Origin of the sequence: Lacrimispora amygdalina (genome assembly GCF_900205965.1) — a bacterium.
Classification (GTDB): Bacteria; Bacillota; Clostridia; order Lachnospirales; family Lachnospiraceae; genus Lacrimispora; species Lacrimispora amygdalina_A.
On record NZ_OAOF01000016.1, the window covers coordinates 19,626 to 35,905 of the forward strand.

Consider the following 16,280-nt stretch of genomic DNA (forward strand, 5'->3'; position numbering starts at 1 on the left):
ACTCTCCTTTTATGTATCAATATAGTCTTAACAGAATAAAAATCCTCCTGTCCACACCCTATAGTATACACCTAAAGCAGAATATTAAACAATGTTTTTATTTAAAAAATTCATGGTTTCCGTGCTGGAACAAATAAGTCAAATGGGAATCGAACCAGCTTACCGCTCCACTCCTGGAGCCTCTTCGGTACATAAAATATAAAGCTCCGTCTGAATAGTCTTCACCTGCCAGTGCCCGGTTCACACATTCTATGGTATTGCTTGTTACCTTTACAGAATTTATGCTGCCATTGGATACCGGTGAAAACTGGGAAGGCGAATAAACAACTCCTTTCACTGTACTTGGAAACTGACCGCTTTTTACACGGTTTAAAATCACATTTGCTACAAGAATCTTTCCTTCATCATCACAGATTCCAGCTTCTGCCTGCACAATCTTTAACAGGACATTATAGTCATCATCAGATAGTGATGTGGCATGAACTGCTTTTTCCTCTTCTGCTTTTCTGGCTGCCTCTTCTTCCGCTTTTTTTGCTTCCTCTGCGGCTATCTGAGCCTGCCTTTTTGCTTCCTCCTCCAGTGCAATCTGCTCATTCATGCGCTGAACTCTGGTAAAAGATTCTTTTTCCAGTTCCTGCTTTTGTATGATTTCTTTTTCCAACAGATTTCCAGCCAGCTGCTGTGCCTGCATCTTGGGATCGGTAAGGTTAATTTGTACTTTTGCTTGTAAGGCTGTTTCCTCTTCTTCAACGTTCTCATCATCTGTAGCGTCTTCCAATGCTCTGGTTTCTGCAAAAGCCGTCAGCGCATTCTTTCCACTGCTTCCAAAACCTGTGGAAGTAAAAGCGATAACGGTAATAACTGCAGCACCTGCCATAAAAACTGCCGAGGAACGATACATTCTCTTTGTAACCTTTACGGTTATTCCTCTTAAGAACTGACTAATCTGCTGAAGGATAGAGCGTAGTGTAAGCATAAATACTCCTCTTTCTCTAATCTCATTTGCCTGGGCTGCGGATGAATCCGTACCCCGTTACTTTGTGTCGTCCGTAATTATAGAAGAATCCCGTTAAAAAAGTCAATGGCAGTTTAACATTTTTGTGATAATTTAACTTCTTAATTTTTTTACTTTTTTATTTATTTGTTAGTTATACACTATTTTCCCCCTTACTTATACGCTTTTTTTGTATTAAACATGTGTTAACATTTTACAATAGTATTACATTTCTGTTAATAATTTACCTGACAGCGTCGGGCCCGTCCTAAAGTTTTATTGTTTTATGTAAACTAAATAGCCATAAATGAAGCAAATTGGCCATCTATAAAGGCAGCCAGCTTCTCCGCCGGCAGAACAATCTGCTGTCCTCTTACACCGGCACTGACAACAATTTCAGAATACTGTTTTGCTGATTCCTCAATCCACGTGGGATAATGCTTTTTCATCCCAACAGGAGAACACCCTCCCCTGATGTATCCGGTGACAGACTGTAATTCTTTTACAGAAATCATTTCTACTTTTTTATCTCCTGTAAGTTTCGCTGTTTTTTTTAGATCCAGCTCCCCATCTACTGGAATGCAACAGACAAAATACCCGGTTTTATCCCCTTTTAATACAAGAGTCTTAAAAACACTCCCATGATCGACTCCCATCATATCCGCGGCATGGCTGCCCGACAAATCCTGCTCATCTACAGTATATTCCCTTGTTTCATAGGCAATCCCTGCTTTATCAAGCATTCTCATAACATTTGTTTTTACCATATTAAGTCACTCCCGTCTTTTTTTGGCAATATACAATATTTCTTCCATCTCAGACAAAAAACATCAGGGGCAGATTTTATTCTACCCCTTTTGTCTTCATATATATATTTATTTCTATAATAATAAGAAAAATACCTTTTGTCCAGCGTTAGTTTTAATACAATTATTATTAAACAGTTTTCACAAATAATATTATCTGAAATTGATGGAGGCCATATGGTGATTTTAATTCTTTACAATACAATATGATTACTGATATAATATAAATATATAATATTTTATTATATCATAACAAAAAGTTATAAAATGAAAGGATTTTTAACATGGATCAGAATCTTTCCCAATATAAGATTTTTTATGAGGTGGCAAAAGCAGGTAATATTTCCAAAGCGGCAAAAGAGCTCTTTATCAGCCAGCCGGCAATCAGTAAATCCATCAGTAAGCTGGAAGACAATTTAGATGTGGCATTATTTACCCGTAATTCCAGAGGTGTCCAGCTTACGGAAGAGGGAAAGCTCTTGTTTCATCATACGAAAACTGCCTTTGATGCGTTAAACAGAGGGGAACTGGAACTGAAAAGGGTGAAGGACTTTAATATCGGACATATAAGAATCGGTGTCAGCAATACACTGTGCAAATACATCCTCCTTCCTTATTTAAAGGGATTTATTGAAAAATATCCTCATATTAAGATCACCATTGAAAGCCAGTCAACTTCCCATACGGTTGAGATGCTGGAACAGCAGCAGATCGACCTGGGATTGATTGCCGAACCTTCCAACCGCCGCCCTCTTTTATTTAATCCAATCATGGAGATCCAGGACATTTTTGTAACTACATCTTCCTACCTGGACAATTTATATCTGAGAGAAGGTAAGAATGCGGATTTATTTCAGACAGGCAACATCCTTTTGTTGGATAAGAATAATATGACAAGGAAGTATATTGACGAATATTTAAATGAAAATCAAATCATCCCTAATCAGCTTCTGGAAGTTACCACCATGGATTTACTGATAGAATTTGCTAAAATCGGACTCGGCATTGGCTGTGTGATTAAAGAATTTGTTCAGGAAGAGCTGGATAAAAAAGAGCTGATAGAAATTCCAATGATCTCCGGCATAAAGAAACGCACCGTAGGATTTGCCTATAATCCAAATATGGTATCCACAGCAATGGAAATCTTCTTTGAGGCAATGCAAAAGGCCGGTATACAGGGGGAATAATACTACAAAAAGGCTGATGAATAAGAGAAACAGTTTTCTCTTATTCATCAGCCCATTCTATTCATATCTGGAAAAATCCGATTTAGTTATCGATCAGTTTTCCGCCGTTATTCCAGCTGTATAACTTACGAAGATCTGATCCCACTTTCTCTAATTCATGAGAAGCTTCTGAATTTCTCATAGCTCTGAAATGTGCACCGCCAACCTGATTCTCAAGCAGCCAGTCCTTTGCAAAGGTGCCATCCTGAATATCAGACAGTACTTTCTTCATCGCTTTCTTTGTTTCATCGGTAATGATCTTTGGTCCTGTGATATAATCTCCATACTCAGCTGTATTGGAGATAGAATATCTCATTCCTGCAAAACCGCTTTCAAAGATCAGGTCGACAATCAGCTTCATCTCATGTACACACTCAAAGTAAGCGTTCTCCGGTGCATAGCCTGCTTCAACCAATGTTTCAAAACCAGCTTTCATCAGTGCACATACACCGCCGCAAAGTACAGCCTGCTCACCGAAAAGATCAGTTTCTGTCTCAACCTTAAAGGTTGTCTCCAAAACGCCTGCCCTTGCGCCGCCTAAAGCAAGTGCATAGGCCAGAGCCTTGTCCTTCGCCTTACCGGTATAATCCTGATGAACTGCCACCAGACAGGGCGTTCCTCTTCCAACCAGATACTCATTACGAACTGTATGTCCAGGTGCTTTAGGAGCAATCATAGTAACGTCAACATTCTTTGGAGGAACAATCTGTCCGAAGTGAATCGCAAAACCATGAGCGAACATCAGCATATCGCCTTCCTTTAAGTTAGGCTCTACTGATTCCTTATACATAGCAGCCTGTTTCTCATCATTGATCAGAATCATGATGATATCTGCTTTTTTTGCTGCTTCAGCTGCAGTATAAACGGATAAACCCTGAGCCTCTGCTTTTGCCCAGGAACTGCTTCCTTCATAAAGTCCAACGATGACATCACATCCGGACTCCTTTAAATTAAGCGCGTGGGCATGACCCTGGCTTCCGTATCCAATCACTGCAATGGTCTTACCTTCTAATAAAGATAAGTTGCAGTCTTCCTGGTAGTAAATCTTTGCCATCTTTCTTTCCTCCTCATATACTGACTCATAATATATTTTGTTAAAGGAACTCTGCCGACGACTCACTGTCCGCCTTTGGCAACACCTCTAGCTAACAAACTCAGACTGCTTATGGCAGGTAGCGGATATCATCCGATCCTCTGGAAAGTCCGGTGAGACCGGTCCTTGCCAACTCTAAAATCTCGTAATCTCCAAGGAGATTAATCAGCGCATCCAGTTTAGACTGGTCGCCTGTCAGCATAACAGTCAGTGAATCTCTTCCAACATCGACAATGGTAGCTCTGAAAATTTCAGCAATGGCACTGATTGCCTGACGCTCACTGGCATTGGCACTTACCTTGACCAGAATAAGCTCGCGGTAAACAGAATGCCCTGGTTTTAATTCCTTAATATCCCTGACATCTTCCAGCTTTCTCAGCTGCTTTTCTATCTGATCCAGAATCTCCTGTTCGCCGACAGAAACCACTGTCATCCTCGAATATCTCTCATCCGCAGTTACTCCTACCGTAAGGCTCTCAATGTTATAGCCACGGCGGCTGAACAGTCCGGCTATACGGCTTAAAACGCCGGCAGTGTTATCAACCAACAATGATAATACGATTCTTTCCATTCCCATCCCTGCCTTTTTGTATAATATTTAAATGATAACAATGGAACTGTTATTTGTCAACTAAATAATAGGAATGTGTATTATAATCTTAGGTTATACCTATAAGCTGATTTGTTCATTTTCTTCCATATCAATCACAGGATTCACGTGAACCATACAATGCTTTACATCAGGAAAGTGTTCCTCTATGCACAGATGTACCTTTTCTGCGATTTCATGAGATCTCACCAGTTCCAAACTTCCTTCCGCCGCAATTTCTATGTCCACATAAACCTTTGCCCCAAACATCCTGGTTCTGATTTCATCAATCCGTTTCACTCCCATAACAGTCATAGTAGATTCCCTCATTTTCTGTATCGTCTCATCGTCGCAGGATTTATCCACCATTTTATCCATAGCATCCCAGAATATATCAATAGCCGCCTTTCCGATAAAAAAGCAGATTACCATACTGGCAACAGGATCCAGAACCGGTGCACCCATCCTGGCTCCTGCAATCCCCACCAAAGCTCCCACGGATGACAGTGCGTCAGAACGGTGGTGCCATGCATCCGCCATAACTGCCCCTGAATTTATCTTTTTTGCTGCTGCTCTCGTATACCAGAACATCCATTCTTTAACACCAATGGATAAAACTGCGGCAAAGAGAGCCAGAACACCAGGTATTGCCATTGGCTCCCCATTTCTTCCAAAAATATTCTTAACTCCCGTCATGCCGATTGCAACGCCGGTTGCCATAAGCAGAGCCGAAAGTATAATGGAGGCCACACATTCCATTCGATCGTGTCCGTAAGGATGCTCCTTATCCGATTTCTGATCTGCCAGATGTACTCCAACCATAACAACCAATGTGCTGAAAACATCAGAAGCGGAATGAACGGCATCAGAAATCATTGCGCTTGAATGGGCAAAAATCCCAGCTGCCAGCTTAAAAACAGACAGCAGCAAATTCATCATAATACTGACTGCTGATACATGCATGGCAAGACTTTTTCCTTCTTTTTCTTTCTTTTTTGTGATCATACATCTCATAACAGTTACCTCCAATTAATTAAGATAGCCCTATATCATCTGCAATCACTCCCTTACGTCCACACCGGTCTAATAATAGAAAAAGCACCTGTGGAACAATTAGAGTAAACTACTGTCCCACAGATGCTTGTTAGTCATCCGTTGTCGCTCTAGGCAACCCGGCTTCCAGCGATAAGCTGATGCCTGCTCAGTTTGTACTGTAGATTCATGTGCAGTGCAAAGAGTGTATTTATAAATCCGGTTTAAAGGCTTCTGCAATATAATATGAAGGATCTGCTTTGAAAGTGACTGGTTACGTATAATCAATAATGCAATATTCATAAGCATTAATTACGATTGTACTGCCATAATGATCTTCCCGCTTAAATGCATTGCCATAGTTGGCATGGATATGACCATGAAAAAAATATCTGGGAGCATATTTGTCCATCAGTGCCTTAAAGCAGGAAAAACCACGATGAGGAAGATCCGGCTGGTCATTGAGTTCAAATGCCGGCGCATGGGTTACCAGTATATCAAACCCCTTATTTTTCTTTAACTTCCACCACATGCGCCTGATTCTCTGCTCCATTTTCTTTTCTGTAAACTGATCGGGTGAACCCGGAATATATTCCATGGAACCACCCAGTCCCAAAATTCTGACTCCATTGAAGGTAACAATCTCATCTTCAATGCAGATACACCCCTCCGGAGGACAGGTGTGATACTGACAATCATGGTTTCCCCTGACATAAAAGACCGGTGCATGGGAACAGGTAGCAAAAAATGTCAGATAATTAGCCCTTAAATCCCCGCAGGAAATAATCAGATCAATATCCTTTAGCTTCTCAGGTGTATAGTATTCATAGAGTGACTTGGACTCATGATCCGACAGTACCAGAATCTTCACGCAGCAGTTCCTCCATATCCATGTTCTCGTATATTGTCTGACCCTGAAGGCGGACCAATGACCGGGCCTCCTCTGTTAATTCCTCAAAATCAGGAATCTGCCCCACCACATTTTCCGTCAGCCAGTTCATTGTGGTAATCTCTTCCGGCGTAAGACTTAAGCCTTCTTCACACTCGATCTTCCCAGACTGAGAATAGATGGTTCCTACAAAAGGCTGGAAACTGCCTGCCCGAATAGAATTTTTCAAAAATGTAATCAGACGGTTGGTACCGTGTGGCAGGTTCTGGGAACAAATCACATCAATCACATCTGCTGACATTCCCCACCAGTAATTAATTGCCTGCTTTCCCTTCAGTTCCTTGCGTTCAACCGAACCGTGACAAGTGAGATTTACGATTCTCTCATAGAACTTTCCCCAGTGCCAGATGGGGGTGGCCAGATTTTTCAGGCTTCCATTTGGCGTTATCTGATATAGTCCATATGCTCTTGTAGGCGCCTGAGGAGTGATCATATCGTCTCCGGAAATAAAACGGATGCCTTCCTTCTTCAGTTGTGCCTGGGCATCCCGCCCATTGATCTTTGACCACTCCAGATGAACTTTTGCATAAGGATTAATCATCTTGGCTCCCAATGCAAAGGCATTGATATTGGCAATGGTTCCGTATATGGGGTAATCTGCAATGTAGCCCAGCTTATCATCCCGCGACATGGAAGCCGCCAGTGCACCCATTAAAAATTTGGACTCGTACATTCTCCCGTAATAAGTGCAGACAGAAGAATACGACATATTGACCGAGCAGTTAAATACCTTGATTTCCGGGTGGTCGATTGCAGCCTTCACGCTTAAGTTAATCATCTGGGAGGCTGTGGTAAATATCATATTACACCCTTTAGCAATCGCCGTATCTATGGCTTTTCCTGTCTCTTCCTCCGTATCGGCGTGGAAAAAGACAATCGTCTCCGTCTTTCCCTCAAAAGCCTGTTCCAGATACATCCTGCCCAGCTCATGGCCGTAGGTCCAGCTGGAGGTTTCTGCTGTCTTTGCATGTATAAATGCTATTTTTAACATGGAAGGATCAATCATTGAATTGGGAAGCAGCCAGTTAATCAGCTTCATGGGAGTGTTTTCAGCCCCTTCACTTGCCTCCTCCGGCTGCTCTACCAACGCAATCTTATTGCCTCTGGAAGCAAGAAGAAGCTCATCCTTTATCTTAACCAGATCCTTCCTGATCTGCTTTTCTATCCGGTCTTTCACCAATTTGTAGCCAAATAGTTCTATATAAACTAAAAAGGCATCGGAACAGGTCATGTCATAATCATCACCGCCGAATGCATGAAACGCTTTGGAAAAACGGTCATAAGCAGACTTAAAAACCAGCCGGTCATCTTCGCTCCACTGTTCATCCGGATTTTTATTCATGGCTTTTAAAAGCTTATCATAGCTGCCTTCCTTGCTGAACCAGATATCACAGTTAAAGGAAACCTGATAGAAATCAAGGAATTCATAGTATAGTCTGTTGTTTAAATCATCCGTACGTCTGGGAATCATACGGATCACTGAGGCAGCGATACTGAAAGCTCCTACATATTTTAATACACTGACCCTTTTATTCCCTTCCTGTACATAATACTGATTCATGAATTCATAGACAACAATCGGGTCATGAATCCCTTCCTGTATCTGATGATCGTAAAGATATGCCCATTTCGCTCCAAATTCAGACTTTTCCGACAAAAGCGGCATAAAATTGTTGGCAAAGGCATTCGTCCGCCCTTCTGTCTTGGTACCAACCACCTTTTCAAGAGGAATGTCCATAATCCCCAGATTAACTTCTGATACGATATCTGAATACGATAAGATATCATCAAGCACCGGCAGATACGGATATTCTCCTCTTGATACGGATGCCTGGTACTGCCTTCGCCCCTTTCTTAACGCCCCTACATAATCATATAGTGCCATCCGCAGTTTCCTCCCATTATTTGATACCCTTATTTTACCATCCAATCAGCTGTCTGTACAGACAACGATTTCTTCTTACACTTTTAGGTTACGCACTTTGAAATCCCGTTCCAATTCTCGTTTCTGGTCTTTCTTAGCAATATCATCCCTTTTGTCATAAAGCTTTTTACCTCTTGCCAGACCGATCTCAACCTTAACCAGACTTCCTTTAAAATATACCGAAAGGGGGACCAGAGTATACCCTTTCTGGGCAATCTTATCATCCAGTTTCAGAATTTCCGACTTATGAAGGAGGAGCTTTCTCACACGAAGGGGATCTTTGTTAAATATATTTCCTTTTTCATACGGGCTGATGTTCATGCCAAAAACATAAACCTCACCCTTGTCAATTTTTACAAAAGACTCCTTCACACTGCACTTGCCCATACGCATGGACTTTACTTCTGTACCAAAAAGCTCGATACCGGCTTCATATTTTTCATCTATAAAATAATCATGATACGCTTTTTTGTTATTGGCGATCATTTTAAAATTTTCTCCCAAATTTGTAATCCTCCCTTAATTAAACTTTACACAATCATACTACATTATTATTATCTCGTAAAGGTGTTAGAAAATGCTTTTTAATTTTCTGCTAAGAATTATCAAAAAGCAGAAATAGAGGTAGGTCATGCATTCATAATAAAGGTATTAAAAAAGAGGTTGGAACTTTAACACCAGGTCAATTGTAAGCCAAAATTGACGTCTGGTTTTTGTGCGCCAAAATCATACACGCTTATGCTAATTTTGGCACTCAACATGTATAATTTTTGCATTTTAATCAATTTTTATTTTTTATATGTTATAATTTTACCAATCACATAACGGAGTTGGTTCCCATGATAATTTAATGGGTTATTAATTTAGCATTGTTTTAATTTTATTTTTTAATGAACATCTATTAAATTATAACAGGGAGATTCTGTTTATATAATTAAGATAATATATTTCTACATAAAAACTTGGTTGGAGTTAATATAGAGAGGGCTATGATGAATAAAACAGATAAATTGATAAGCATCACATTTTCAATCTTGAGTATCTTGTATATTGTTTCTTATAAAAGTCAGGGATATATTAACGGAGTTTCCATATGGAATTTACAGAGTTTCATATTAGCTCCAGTATTAATTATTTTAGGTTATAGTGATATAAAGAAAAAAAATATGTGGGGACTTATTAATATTATAATGGGCATAATTCAAATCATTCTAATCATAAAAAATTTTATGCTATAATGCAAATCTCTTAAAATTATCGTTTTTCACGAGCTTTACTTATTGCATAATAAGTAAAGCTCGTTTTAAATTTACGGTTTAAGCAAAGAGGTATCCAAACTTTAAAAATTGAGTATAATGTTATACCTCTTCAAAATCTCTTGCCAGTATAAAGTCGATGGTACGAAGCAGTTTATCCGTACCCGATACGATTACCTTAATGGGCTGACCAAGTTTAAAGGTTCTTCTTGTCATCTCTCCCACCAGTTCATAATGTTCCTCATCAAAATGATAATAATCATCCTGAAGATCGTTGACGTGTATCAGACCTTCCACGGTATTGGGAAGTTCCACATAAAGTCCCCAGTTAGTCACACCTGAGATGACTCCGTCAAATTCCTGACCGATATAGCGGGACATATATTCACACTTTTTAAGCTTAATGGTCTCCCGCTCCGCTTCATCCGCCCTTCTCTCAAGTGAGGAAGACTGAACCGCTACCTGCATCAGAAGCTTGTCATAATGACTAACCCGTTTCTCGCTGAGCCCGGATCTTAAATTCTCTTTTATGATACGATGGATCTGTAAATCCGGATATCTTCTGATCGGGGAAGTAAAGTGCGTATAATATTTCGCAGCCAGACCAAAATGTCCGGTATTTCCTACTGTATACTTTGCCTGTTTCATAGAGCGGAGGGCAAGGCGGCTGATTAACGCTTCTTCCGGAGTGTCCTCGGCATTGGCAAGCAGCTTCTGGACCTCCTTCGGGTATACCTCTCCGTTGTGGAAGCGGATGGAATATCCGAAATTGTTGATCAGTGTTGCAAGGCTTTTCATCTTCTCCGGATCCGGATTATCATGGGTCCGGTAAAGGAATGGGATCTCCTGCCAGAAATAATCCTCTGCAACGGTTTCATTTGCCATAAGCATAAAATCTTCAATGATTTTAGTAGCAGAGTTCCGGTCATAAGGCTTTATTTCCAAAGGCTTGCCCCGTTCATCCAGAATCACCTTCGTTTCCGGGAAATCAAAGTCGATGGAACCTCTTTTTTTCCTTTTTTCTCGTAAAATATCAGCCAGTTCCTTCATCTGTTCAAACATGGGAATAAAAGCTTCATACTCTTTCATCACTGCTTCATCATGGTTGGTGATAATTGCATTGACTGCCGTATAGGTCATTCTGCGATCCACATTGATTACCGTTTCCGCAATCCTGTGACCGGTTACTGTACCATTTTCATCAATCTCCATGATACAGCTCAGCGCCAGTCGGTCCTCTCCCTGGTTTAAAGAGCAGATACCGTTTGACAGCTTATGAGGAAGCATGGGAATCACCCGGTCCACCAGATAGACACTGGTTCCTCTTTTTAACGCTTCTTCATCAAGAGGGCTGTGTTCCGTCACATAATTGGTTACGTCTGCAATGTGCACACCCAGCGTATAGATACCGTCTTTCTTAGATAAGGTAATGGCATCATCAAGATCCTTTGCGTCTTCTCCATCTATTGTGACAGTCTGCAACTGCCTTAAATCCAGACGCCCCTGCATATCTTTTCCAGTGATGGAATCCTGCACAGACTCCACCTGTTTCATCACGTTGTCCGGGAATTCCTCCGGAAGTCCGTATGCACGGACGATGGAAAGTATATCGGTTCCAGGATCATTGACATGTCCAAGAATCTCTTTAATAACGCCCTCCGGTTTTTTCCCTTCTCCCCCGAAATCAGTGATCTTAACAACAACTTTGTGTCCGTTTACAGCCCCCATATCCTTGCCCTGGGGAATAAATACATCCTTTGATATCTTTTGATTATCCGGTATTACAAACCCAAAATTTTTATTTTTCTGATAAAAACCAATAATTTCTTCATTGGCATGCTGAAGTACTTTGATAACCCGGCCTTCTGCTCTCTTTGTGCCGGTTCCTTCCGTCTCCGCAGATATCAGAACGGTATCTCCATGAAGTGCACCGCCCGTCTTATCCTCTGGTATAAAGATATCCTTCTCAAAACCTTCTACAGATACGAAACCAAAGCCCTTCTGGTGACCAAAAAATACTCCTGCAATGGATCCCACATCTGGCTTTCCATATTTGCCTTTCTGTGATACTCCGATTTTTCCTTCTGCCAGCAGCGCATCAAGTACCTGTTTTAATTCATCTCTCTGATGTTTGGGAACCCCGAATAGTATGGCAAGTTCCTTTAATTTCATCGGTTTATATGTGGGATCCGAAAACAGTTCCATAAACATGGCTTTCCGCTGCATTAACTGTTCTTCTGTCATTATTTTCCTCTCTTTTCACGTTTTTACGATTTTATTTATGTTCCTATTATCTGCACTTCCACCTGTGGTATAACAGATATTTTCCTTAATTCGAAAAAAACACCCTTGCTGCTATACCACAAGAGTGTTTAATCGCTACAGTATATTCAGATTCAGTACCAATGACAGAATAAAAAACAAGATTGCTCCATACTTTGTAAACTTCTCCAGTTTTCCTTCCATAGAACGACCTTTGTTCCTGCCCCAGTAAGTATCCGCCATACCACCGATAGAACCAAGACCCTGACTCTTTCCTTCCTGTAACAGGATGATCGCTGATAAAGCAATGCATATAATAACAAACACGATTGATAATATAATCCGGATCATTTTTCCACCTCCTTAAGTCAAACACCGATTATCATACCATATTTTTTCAGTAAATTCAATGATTTTTTCTATTTTAGTGGGACTGTCCATAGAATTCCTCAATCCTGAGAAGCTCATTATACTTGGCTGTATACTCTCCTCTGCAGGGCCCTCCGCATTTTATATAGTCCGCTCCTAATGCCACAGCCATATCTCCCAGAAATACTTCTTCCGTTTCCTTATCGCTGTTTGAGAATATCACTTTACTTCCCATTTTCTTTGCCTCACTTACCATATTAAGAGCTCCAGTCACTGTACCAGCCTTTTTTAATTGTATCTCAACACCATTTGATGCAAAGAAATCATCAGAAACCATCAGCAGGCGGTGTTTTAACATTTGATACATCCGGTTTCTGTCAGCCGGATCATTTTTATAAAGTCCGTTCATCACAATGCCCAGCGGAAATCCATCTGCCAGCCTCAGATAGTAGGATATCATATCTTTTTGATCTCTGTGAACCGGGATACCATTTTTCAGACTCTCTTTGTCAAAACGGTAAATTCCATCCTCTTTTATATAAAGATTGTCCGCATTGCCATAGATTGCTGCAGAAACATCGCAATTTGGATCATATCCAGATAGCCTGACGGCATCCATTATATAATGAAGAGATTCCTCAGAACTTTTCATGTCAGCTGCAAAGCCCCCGCTCTCCCCAACAGACGTATCAAATCCATTTATGGATAAAAGCCGTTTTAATGTCTGGTATATTTCTGCTCCCATCCGGAGTCCTTCTGCGAAAGAACTTCGTTTCATCGGGACAATCATAATCTCCTTAAAATCGATTCCTTTTACACAGTCTCCCCCATCAATCATGCTCATAACAGGAATAGGCATTGCCGGAGCCGATGTTCCGCCTAAATAGCGGTAGAGCGGAAGTCCAAGTCCTGCACCTGCTGCCCTCGCTGCGGCCATGGAAAGAGCCAGGACTCCCGCCCTGCCTCTGCCATTTTTTTCAAGCTGCTGTATTAAAAGGCGGTCAATGTTCTCCTGGTCAGAAGCATCCTCAAATAAAATGGCTTCTGATAACCATTCATTTATGACATCTGCCTCTTCCTCTCCGTCTATTTCACCAAAAACAGAGACCGCTGCTTTTCCATGCGCACCATTTTCAAGGATCACTTCTGCTTCCACTGCCGGGTTACCGCCGGAATCATAAAGCATTCTCCCTCTTATCTGTTTTATATCAAGATCTTCAAGCATCTGTTTTGCCTCCCTTTGTTCCATCATTCCTCTACCGTAAGGATTGACGGGATTTTTCAGTTCCATGCAAGCAAATAAAAAAAGATGCCAGAAGCGGACCACGCTTTTTTTCTGACATCTTCATTCTATATTTATGCTCTCAGTTCAATACCAAGGGCCTGTAAACCATTGAGTATCTTTTTCATAACGCCTGAAACTTCCTGCTCCTCCAGAGTATGATCGGCAGCCCGGAATGTGATGGAATAGGCCACTGATTTAAAACCAGCCAGAATCTGTGCACCCTCATAGATGTCAAACAGCTCATAGCTTTCCAGAATTTTTCCTCCGCGCTGTGCAATCACTTCCTCGATCTGACCAACAAGGACATTTTTAGGCACAACCATGCTGATATCTCTTGTTACTGCCGGATACTTGGCAATTCCGGTATATTTACGGTCAAAACTTGTAAATGGTATCATGGATGGCATATCAATGACTGCCACATAAGCCCGGTCACCGATCTTATAGTTATCTGCAACCTCCGGATGAACCTCTCCCAGATAACCGATATTTACTCCATCGTAAATAATATCTGCCTGTCTCCCCGGATGAAGGAATGTTTTGCCTGCATTCGGATCATAATGGGGTTTTAATTTCATGCCGGTTTTCTCAAAGAATTCCTCGATAACCCCCTTCATATCAAAGAAATCACCATCTCCATAAAAGCCCAGGGTAAACTGCATTCTTTCATCAGGAAGCTCGGTTAACGGCAGGCTCTTAGGCAGATAGATGTTAGCCAGTTCATATAAACGTACATTTTTATTACGTCTGTTAAAGTTAGTAGACAGTGAATTTAACATTCCATGGAGAGGAGTTGTTCTCATAACACTGTAATCTTCACCCAGAGGATTTAAGATGTTAACAGTTGCGCGAAGCGTACTGTCCTCTGGAAGAAGCAGACGGTCAAAAACTTTGGGACTCTCAAAAGAATACGTCATGCCCTGTGAAAATCCGCTGAATTCCGCAACCTCTCTTGCAACTTCCTCCACTCTTAATTTGTAGGAAAGTTTACCAGTCGTCGCTTCTCCGGTTGGCAGGGATACCGGAATCTTGTCATAACCATAGAATCTGGCTGTTTCCTCTGCCATGTCTGCCATGCATTCCAGATCCTGACGGAACGTGGGAATTATGATCTCCCCTGTTTTTTCGTCATATTCAAGCTCCAGACGTTTATAATATTCAAGCATTGTCTCCGGCGCAATATCTGTGCCAAGAAGTCGGTTCATCCGCTCTGGTTCAAAAGCAATCAGCTTGCATTCTCTCTTTTCCGGATAGACATCGATCATGCCGCCCACTACTTCTCCTGCACCCAGTTCTTCAATCAGCTGGCATGCTCGGTCAATTGCAGCCTGTGCATTATTAGGATCAAGACCCTTTTCAAATTTACCGGAGGCATCCGTTCTTAATCCTACCTTTTTAGAGGAAAGACGGATATTGGTTCCGTCAAAGCAGGCACTTTCAAATACCATGGTATGAATCTCGTCGGTAATTTTAGAATTCTCTCCTCCCATAATACCGGCGATACCAACAGCCTTCTCTCCGTCACGAATCATGAGTACGGTACTGTCCAGTTTTCTCTCCTGACCATCTAAGGTCTGGAACAGTTCTCCATCTTCTGCACATCTGACAACGATTTCATGACCTGCAAGCTGCTCATAATCAAAGGCATGCATTGGCTGACCGAATTCTTCCATTACATAATTGGTAATATCAACAATATTATTAATTGGTCTGATTCCGCAGGCAGCAAGTCTTCTCTGCATCCAGACCGGTGAAGGAGCCAGCTTAATATTTTTTACCATTCTTGCACAATAGCGGGAGCAAAGACGGCTGTCTTCAACAGTCACTTTTAAATAATCGTGAACATCCTCACTGTTGCCTGTAGCGGTTACTGCCGGAGGAATAAATGGTTTGTTAAATGTAGCTGCTGCCTCTCTGGCAATTCCTATTACACTGTAACAGTCCACCCGGTTTGAGGTTACTTCATATTCAAATACGGAGTCATGAAGACCCAGAAGCTCTACTGCATCAGACCCTGGCACAGAATCTTCCGGAAGAATATAGATTCCGCTTTCAGGGGCATCCGGATACAGCTCATTTGTAAATCCCAGTTCTTCAATGGAGCACATCATTCCGCAGGACTCAATTCCTCTTAATTTGCCCTTTTTGATTTTTATTCCATTTTCCGGAAGCGGACCGCCGTCATGTCCTCCGGCAACCTTCCCTCCGTCTAAAACAACCGGTACCTTATCGCCTGTTTTCACGTTTGAAGCGCCTGTTACGATCTGTACGGTTTCATTGCCTACGTTAACCTGGCAGACAATCAGTTTATCCGCATCGGGATGGCGTTCAATCGATTGGATGTGGCCTACTACAATCTTCTCTAAATTTTTATCCAGGCATTCATAGCCCTCAACCTTCGTTCCTGTCAGTGTCATGGCATCCGTGTATTCCTGTGGAGTCACATCCAAATCCGGTACATATGCTTTAACCCATGATAATGGTGTATTCATCAA

General features: G+C 41.4%; 13 protein-coding genes and 1 riboswitch. Of the genes, 1 reads left to right on the plus strand and 12 read right to left on the minus strand.

Annotated elements, in window-relative coordinates:
* Nucleotides 1-97: 97 nt before the first annotated feature.
* The gene (locus CRO04_RS18815; protein WP_097005787.1) at nt 98-976 is read right to left on the minus strand and encodes a cell wall hydrolase; all 879 of its coding nucleotides are present in this window, start codon (nt 974-976) and stop codon (nt 98-100) included.
* 311 nt (nt 977-1,287) lie between these two features.
* Nucleotides 1,288-1,761 (minus strand): Cys-tRNA(Pro) deacylase, encoded by a 474-nt coding sequence (gene ybaK, locus CRO04_RS18820; protein WP_097005788.1) that lies wholly within the window; start codon nt 1,759-1,761, stop codon nt 1,288-1,290.
* Between the two features lie 323 nt (nt 1,762-2,084).
* On the opposite strand from ybaK, the gene CRO04_RS18825 reads away from it, so the two are divergent.
* Nucleotides 2,085-2,987: a LysR family transcriptional regulator gene (locus CRO04_RS18825; protein WP_097005789.1), complete on the plus strand. Its 903-nt coding sequence runs from the start codon at nt 2,085-2,087 to the stop codon at nt 2,985-2,987.
* An 82-nt stretch (nt 2,988-3,069) separates the two neighbouring features.
* Here the strand turns inward: CRO04_RS18825 and ilvC are convergent, their stop codons facing one another.
* The 10 genes from ilvC to pheT all read right to left on the minus strand — a co-directional run bounded on the left by ilvC (nt 3,070) and on the right by pheT (nt 16,277).
* A complete protein-coding gene (gene ilvC, locus CRO04_RS18830) occupies nt 3,070-4,080 on the minus strand; it encodes a ketol-acid reductoisomerase (protein WP_097005790.1) in 1,011 nt (336 codons plus the stop codon).
* A 109-nt stretch (nt 4,081-4,189) separates the two neighbouring features.
* Nucleotides 4,190-4,690, minus strand: a complete 501-nt coding sequence (ilvN, locus tag CRO04_RS18835) for an acetolactate synthase small subunit (protein WP_097005791.1) — start codon at nt 4,688-4,690, stop codon at nt 4,190-4,192.
* Between the two features lie 99 nt (nt 4,691-4,789).
* Nucleotides 4,790-5,722 (minus strand): cation diffusion facilitator family transporter, encoded by a 933-nt coding sequence (locus tag CRO04_RS18840; protein WP_097005792.1) that lies wholly within the window; start codon nt 5,720-5,722, stop codon nt 4,790-4,792.
* 110 nt (nt 5,723-5,832) lie between these two features.
* A riboswitch (NiCo riboswitch) is annotated at nt 5,833-5,923 on the minus strand.
* A gap of 91 nt (nt 5,924-6,014) precedes the next feature.
* A complete protein-coding gene (locus CRO04_RS18845; RefSeq protein ID WP_097005793.1) occupies nt 6,015-6,611 on the minus strand; it encodes a metallophosphoesterase family protein in 597 nt (198 codons plus the stop codon).
* Complete coding sequence (locus CRO04_RS18850) at nt 6,583-8,574, minus strand: BMP family ABC transporter substrate-binding protein (RefSeq protein ID WP_097005794.1); 1,992 nt, start codon at nt 8,572-8,574, stop codon at nt 6,583-6,585. The genes CRO04_RS18845 and CRO04_RS18850 overlap by 29 nt, the downstream gene beginning before the upstream one ends.
* A gap of 75 nt (nt 8,575-8,649) precedes the next feature.
* Nucleotides 8,650-9,099, minus strand: a complete 450-nt coding sequence (gene smpB, locus CRO04_RS18855; protein ID WP_207654478.1) for an SsrA-binding protein SmpB — start codon at nt 9,097-9,099, stop codon at nt 8,650-8,652.
* 872 nt (nt 9,100-9,971) lie between these two features.
* Nucleotides 9,972-12,113 carry a ribonuclease R gene (rnr, locus tag CRO04_RS18865; RefSeq protein WP_242974553.1) on the minus strand — a complete coding sequence of 714 codons (2,142 nt, stop codon included), beginning with the start codon at nt 12,111-12,113 and terminating at the stop codon, nt 9,972-9,974.
* 135 nt (nt 12,114-12,248) lie between these two features.
* Entirely contained in the window at nt 12,249-12,482 is a 234-nt protein-coding gene (gene secG / locus CRO04_RS18870) for a preprotein translocase subunit SecG (RefSeq protein ID WP_097005797.1), read from the minus strand.
* A 73-nt stretch (nt 12,483-12,555) separates the two neighbouring features.
* The gene (eno, locus tag CRO04_RS18875; protein WP_166432613.1) at nt 12,556-13,725 is read right to left on the minus strand and encodes a phosphopyruvate hydratase; all 1,170 of its coding nucleotides are present in this window, start codon (nt 13,723-13,725) and stop codon (nt 12,556-12,558) included.
* A 131-nt stretch (nt 13,726-13,856) separates the two neighbouring features.
* Nucleotides 13,857-16,277, minus strand: coding sequence for a phenylalanine--tRNA ligase subunit beta (gene pheT / locus CRO04_RS18880; protein WP_097005799.1), 2,421 nt, complete (start codon nt 16,275-16,277; stop codon nt 13,857-13,859).
* Nucleotides 16,278-16,280: the final 3 nt, after the last annotated feature.